The organism is Synechococcus sp. CCAP 1479/10 (assembly GCF_019038515.1).
Taxonomy (GTDB): domain Bacteria; phylum Cyanobacteriota; class Cyanobacteriia; order PCC-6307; family Cyanobiaceae; genus Cyanobium.
Window position 1 is genome coordinate 1 of the sequence record NZ_JAFKRJ010000045.1, and the last position, 4,121, is coordinate 4,121.

The window sequence follows — 4,121 nt, forward strand, 5'->3', positions numbered from 1 at the left end:
ACACCGTCGGCTCGCGCCTCTCGATCCCGTAAGCCTGCCCCCCGCTCGAGCTCTCGCTCTCTGGGGCGCAGTCCAAAATCATATCACGTGATTTGCCGGTCCCCTTGTCTCCAGGGCTTCCGCCCAGGGCATGAACCGCTCCAACGTCTCCTGACGGTTGGCCACGAGCACCGGGAAGTCCGTCTGGGCCAGGTCCTGGCCGGGCTGCAGCCCCTGGGGGCTCGGCCCCAGCCAGCGCAGGGGGCAGCCCAGCTCTTCGAGCACCAGCCAGGCCGCCGCCAGGTCCCAGATCTTCGGTGTCGCCTCCAGGGCCGCCATGGTCTGCCCCATGGCCACGGACACAAGATTGAGGCTGGCGACGCCCAGCAGCCGGATCTTGCCGGGGAACGGACGGTGAGGGAGCTTCTGGAGCACCCGGATCGAACGGCTGCAGAGCGAGGCGCAGCCGGCGTTGTGGAGCTGCTGGGCGGGCGGCGGGATGGGCTTGCCGTTGCGCCAGGCCCCCTCGCCCCGGATGGCCACGATCCGCTGCCGCAGCGGCGGCACATCGAGGATCGCCAGGACCGGCACTCCGGCCTCGAAGCGGGCCATCGAGATCGCCCAGTAGGGGATGCCGGCGGCGAAATTGGTGGTGCCATCCAGGGGATCCACCACCCAGTAGGCCGGCGTGGCGGGCACCTGCTGGCGGCCCTCCTCGCTCAGGACCCCCTCCCCGGGAAACAGCTCGGCCAGTCCCTCCACCAGGGTGGCGTCGCTCCAGCGATCACAGGCCGTGATGAAGGATCCATCGGCCTTGAGATCCGGCTGGCTGTGGCCGAAGTCGGCCCGCTGGCGTTCGGCGACCCGGTCGAGCAGGGACTCCAGGCGGGAATCGAGGGGGTGCGGGGTGATGACCTTCATCCCATTTCCATCTCCAGAACCTGGCTGAGGCTGCGGGAGGTGTCCTCCCGGAACTGGCGCACGTTTACATACCCGAGCAGCAGCAGGGCCGCCAGGGCCACCAGCAGCTCGACGCCCAGCACCAGGGCAAAGGGTCCGTAGGGCCCGTCCCCCAGCGGCAGCGAACGCCCGATGTCGTACAGGCCGCCGCCGAGGAGCTTGCCGATCGCCCGTGAGAGGGCCTGGGCCAGGCCCCAGACGCCGACGAAGGTGCCGGCCGCCTGGGGCAGGGTGAGATCAAGCATCAGGCAGAGGGCGCTGTTGGTGCCGATCCCGGCCGCCAGGCCGAACAGCACCATCACGGCCTGCAGGAAGGGGATCCGGGCGGTCAGGCCCGCCACGAGCAGCAGCAGCAGGGACAGGGCAATCAGCTGGCAGCCGAGGCGGGCGGTGGCCATCTTCCCCAGACGGGGCACCACCCAGAGCCCCGCGAGCAGCAGGCCGACCAGGGTGCCGACACCCCAGAAGGCGTTCAGCTGGGCGGTGGCGGCGATCGGCATGGCGAACACCTGGGCGCCGTAGCTCTCGAGCACCGGGTCCTGCAGAAACAGCGCCAGGGTAAACAGGATCAGAAAGGAGAAGAAGATCAGCACCTGACGGCTGGAGGTGATCAGGCTCCAGGACTGGCGCAGGCCGATGGCGTCCTCCCGCGGCACCACCGTCCCGTCGCTGCGCTCCCTCAGGGGGGATTCCATGCCCCAGGTGGCGACCACCGTGAGCAGCATCACCGCCCCGGCCACGGTCGCCATGAAGCGGGAGAGGGTCGCCTCCAGCACCAGCGGATCGCTCACCCCGTCCAGGGACCGCAGGCTCACACCGATGGACACGGCACCGATGACGATGCCGACGGTGAGCATGCACCAGATGATGCTCACCGCCCGGGGTCGCTCCTGCTCACTGGTGCGGTCGATCACCAGGGCCAGGTAGGGGGTGGTGGCCAGGGAAATCGCCAGGCCGTAGAGGGCGAACAGGCCGCAGAGGGCGGCGATCCCGAAGGCGAGGCCAGGCTGACTGCCGTCCTCGAGCAGGCGCCCCACCCGGAAGATCAGCGGCACCGAAAGCACCGCCAGCAGGCAGAAGGCCGCCGTGCCGAGCAGCACGTAGGGGACCCGGTGGCGGGAGGCCAGGGGATGGGCATCGGAGATCTGGCCGAACAGCACCCGGGAGGGGGCCACGAACTGCTCGAAGGCCAGGGCTCCGCCCACCAGCAGTCCAGGGAAGCCCAGCTCACTGAGCATGATCCGGTTGAGCAGCCCCGAGAAGATCACGGCCAGGCAGCCCAGGCAACCCTGGAAAAGGCCCAGGCGCACCGTGGCGGGGAGAGTCAGGCCGGGGCGGAGAGGTGACGACAACGGGCGTCAGGACCCCGGCGGCAGCGCCTCGGGCCCGGTGGGGCTGCCCGCCCGGCAGGCCGGGATCAGGGGCTGGGGCTCCACGGGGATCTCGGAGGTGCCGGCCGCCCTCGGGCTGGTGGCCGGCAGGGCCTGGCGCTGGCACAGGCCGACCTGGTCGAGACCGGTGAAGCGCCGCAGCCGGGCCAGGGCCTTGTTGTAGTCGGAGATGGCCGTCGACCAGCGCACTTCGGCCTGGGTGAGGTCGCGCTGGGTGTCGACCACCTCCCGCTGGGTGGTGACCCCCGCCTGGAAGCGGAGGCGGGCCAGCCGCAGGGATTCCCGGGTGGAGATCACCTCGCGGGAGGTGGTGGTGATGTTGCGGTTGTTCTTCTCCAGCTCGAAGAAGTTGGTTTCCACCTGCTGGCGGATCGCGTCCCGCTGCTGGGCGAACTGGAAGGAGTTCTCCTGGGCCACCTGCTTCTGGCGGCGGTAGTTGGCCCGGGCCGCACCACCGTCGAAGATCGTCCAGCTGAGGTTGAGGCCCACGGTGTTCTCCACCGACCAGCCCTCGTTGCCGAAGTTGACCCCCGGGGTGCTGCGGTTGGCGAACTGAACACCCCTGGTGCGGCCACCGGTGAGGCCGTAGGCGATGTTCAGGAACGGCTGGGCCGCGCCCAGGGCCGCGTTCGCCTCGCTGTTGGCGATCGAGATGTTGAGGAGGACGTTGTCGAGCTCCTCGCGGAAGGCGTAGGCGGCGATGATGCTCTCCTGCAGCGACGGCAGCCAGGAACCCACCACCCGCGAGGGTTCCTTCGAGGTGGGGGTGATGTCCTGGGGCAGGTCGAGCAGGGCGGCGAGGGCGCGACGGGCGATGGCCTGGTCGGCCAGACCCTGGGTGAGCACCTGCTGGTCGCGGGCCAGCTGGGTTTCCGCCTCCAGCACCTCCAGCTTGGTGGCCACGCCGGCCTGGAAGCGGGCCTTCGCATCCCGCAGGCTCACCAGGGAGGAGCGCACCGACTCCTGGCCGATGCGGACCGTCTCGTCGGAGACCTGGAGATCGAAGAAGGCCTCCGCCGCCTCCAGACGCCGCGCCCGCAGGCCGATCAGGTACTGGTTCTTGGCCTGCTCGAAGCGGTCGCGGGCAGCGGCGATCTGCGGCGTGCGGGTGGGGTTGATCAGGCCCCAGCTGGCCTGGAGCACGGCCGACATCCGCCAGATGCTGGTGATCGTGTTGCCGGGCTGCTGGCCGGTGCCCGTGAAGGCGCTGCTGAACTGCTCGCCGCCGGTGTAGGTGGGCAGACTGTTGGCGTTGAGCTGGATCGTGGGATACCAGAGGGCGATCTGGGCCCGCAGGGCCGACTGGGCCTGCTCCACCTGGCTGGCGATCGCCTTGAGCTCGGGGTTGTTGACCTCGACCAGGGTTTCCACATCGGCCAGGCCGAGGGGGCGCAGCTCCCGGATGCGCACCTGGGACGGCTTGACCGGCAGGGCCAGGGGGTTGGGGGCGATCAGATCCTGGAGACCCGGGGGCAGCTCCTTGGCGGCGGGCGCCAGCACCGTGGGGTTGGACTTGGGCCGGGGACCCTTGACCTCAGGGGCCAGCGGCAGGGCCGGGGGGGCCGGAGGGCTCGTGACTGCTGGGGCTGGGGCGGACTGGGCCCGCACCGGCATCGCCTGGAGGCCGAACGACGGGAGCACCACCAGTGCCGCGAGCAGGAGTGGTTGGCGCCTCACGTTGGACCGTTCGCTTCAGGCAGAGCTTAGGAGGCTGCTGAAAAACCAGCCCAGCCGCGGGAGAATGGCCCAACGGCACTGAGCGAATGCGCGGCCAGCAGGAACGCACCGGCC

The 4,121-nt window shown here is 70.1% G+C and carries 3 protein-coding genes; all 3 read right to left on the reverse strand.

Annotated elements, in window-relative coordinates; translation table 11 throughout:
* Positions 1-78: 78 nt before the first annotated feature.
* The 3 genes from KUG39_RS15010 to KUG39_RS15020 are packed head-to-tail and all read right to left on the reverse strand — an operon-like array spanning position 79 to position 3,944.
* Positions 79-900 (reverse strand): inositol monophosphatase family protein, encoded by an 822-nt coding sequence (locus KUG39_RS15010; RefSeq protein ID WP_094587351.1) that lies wholly within the window; start codon positions 898-900, stop codon positions 79-81.
* Positions 897-2,291, reverse strand: coding sequence for a BCD family MFS transporter (locus tag KUG39_RS15015; RefSeq protein WP_216916100.1), 1,395 nt, complete (start codon positions 2,289-2,291; stop codon positions 897-899). The genes KUG39_RS15010 and KUG39_RS15015 overlap by 4 nt, the downstream gene beginning before the upstream one ends.
* A 6-nt stretch (positions 2,292-2,297) precedes the next feature.
* On the reverse strand, positions 2,298-3,944 hold the full coding sequence (locus KUG39_RS15020; protein WP_286193225.1) for a TolC family protein: 1,647 nt from the start codon (positions 3,942-3,944) through the stop codon (positions 2,298-2,300).
* Positions 3,945-4,121: the final 177 nt, after the last annotated feature.

Excerpts from the sequence above, each read along its gene's own strand:
- KUG39_RS15010 (WP_094587351.1), bottom strand. The coding sequence starts at position 900 with ATGAAGGTCATCACCCCGCACCCCCTCGATTCCCGCCTGGAGTCCCTG.
- KUG39_RS15020 (WP_286193225.1), bottom strand. The coding sequence starts at position 3,944 with ATGCCGGTGCGGGCCCAGTCCGCCCCAGCCCCAGCAGTCACGAGCCCT.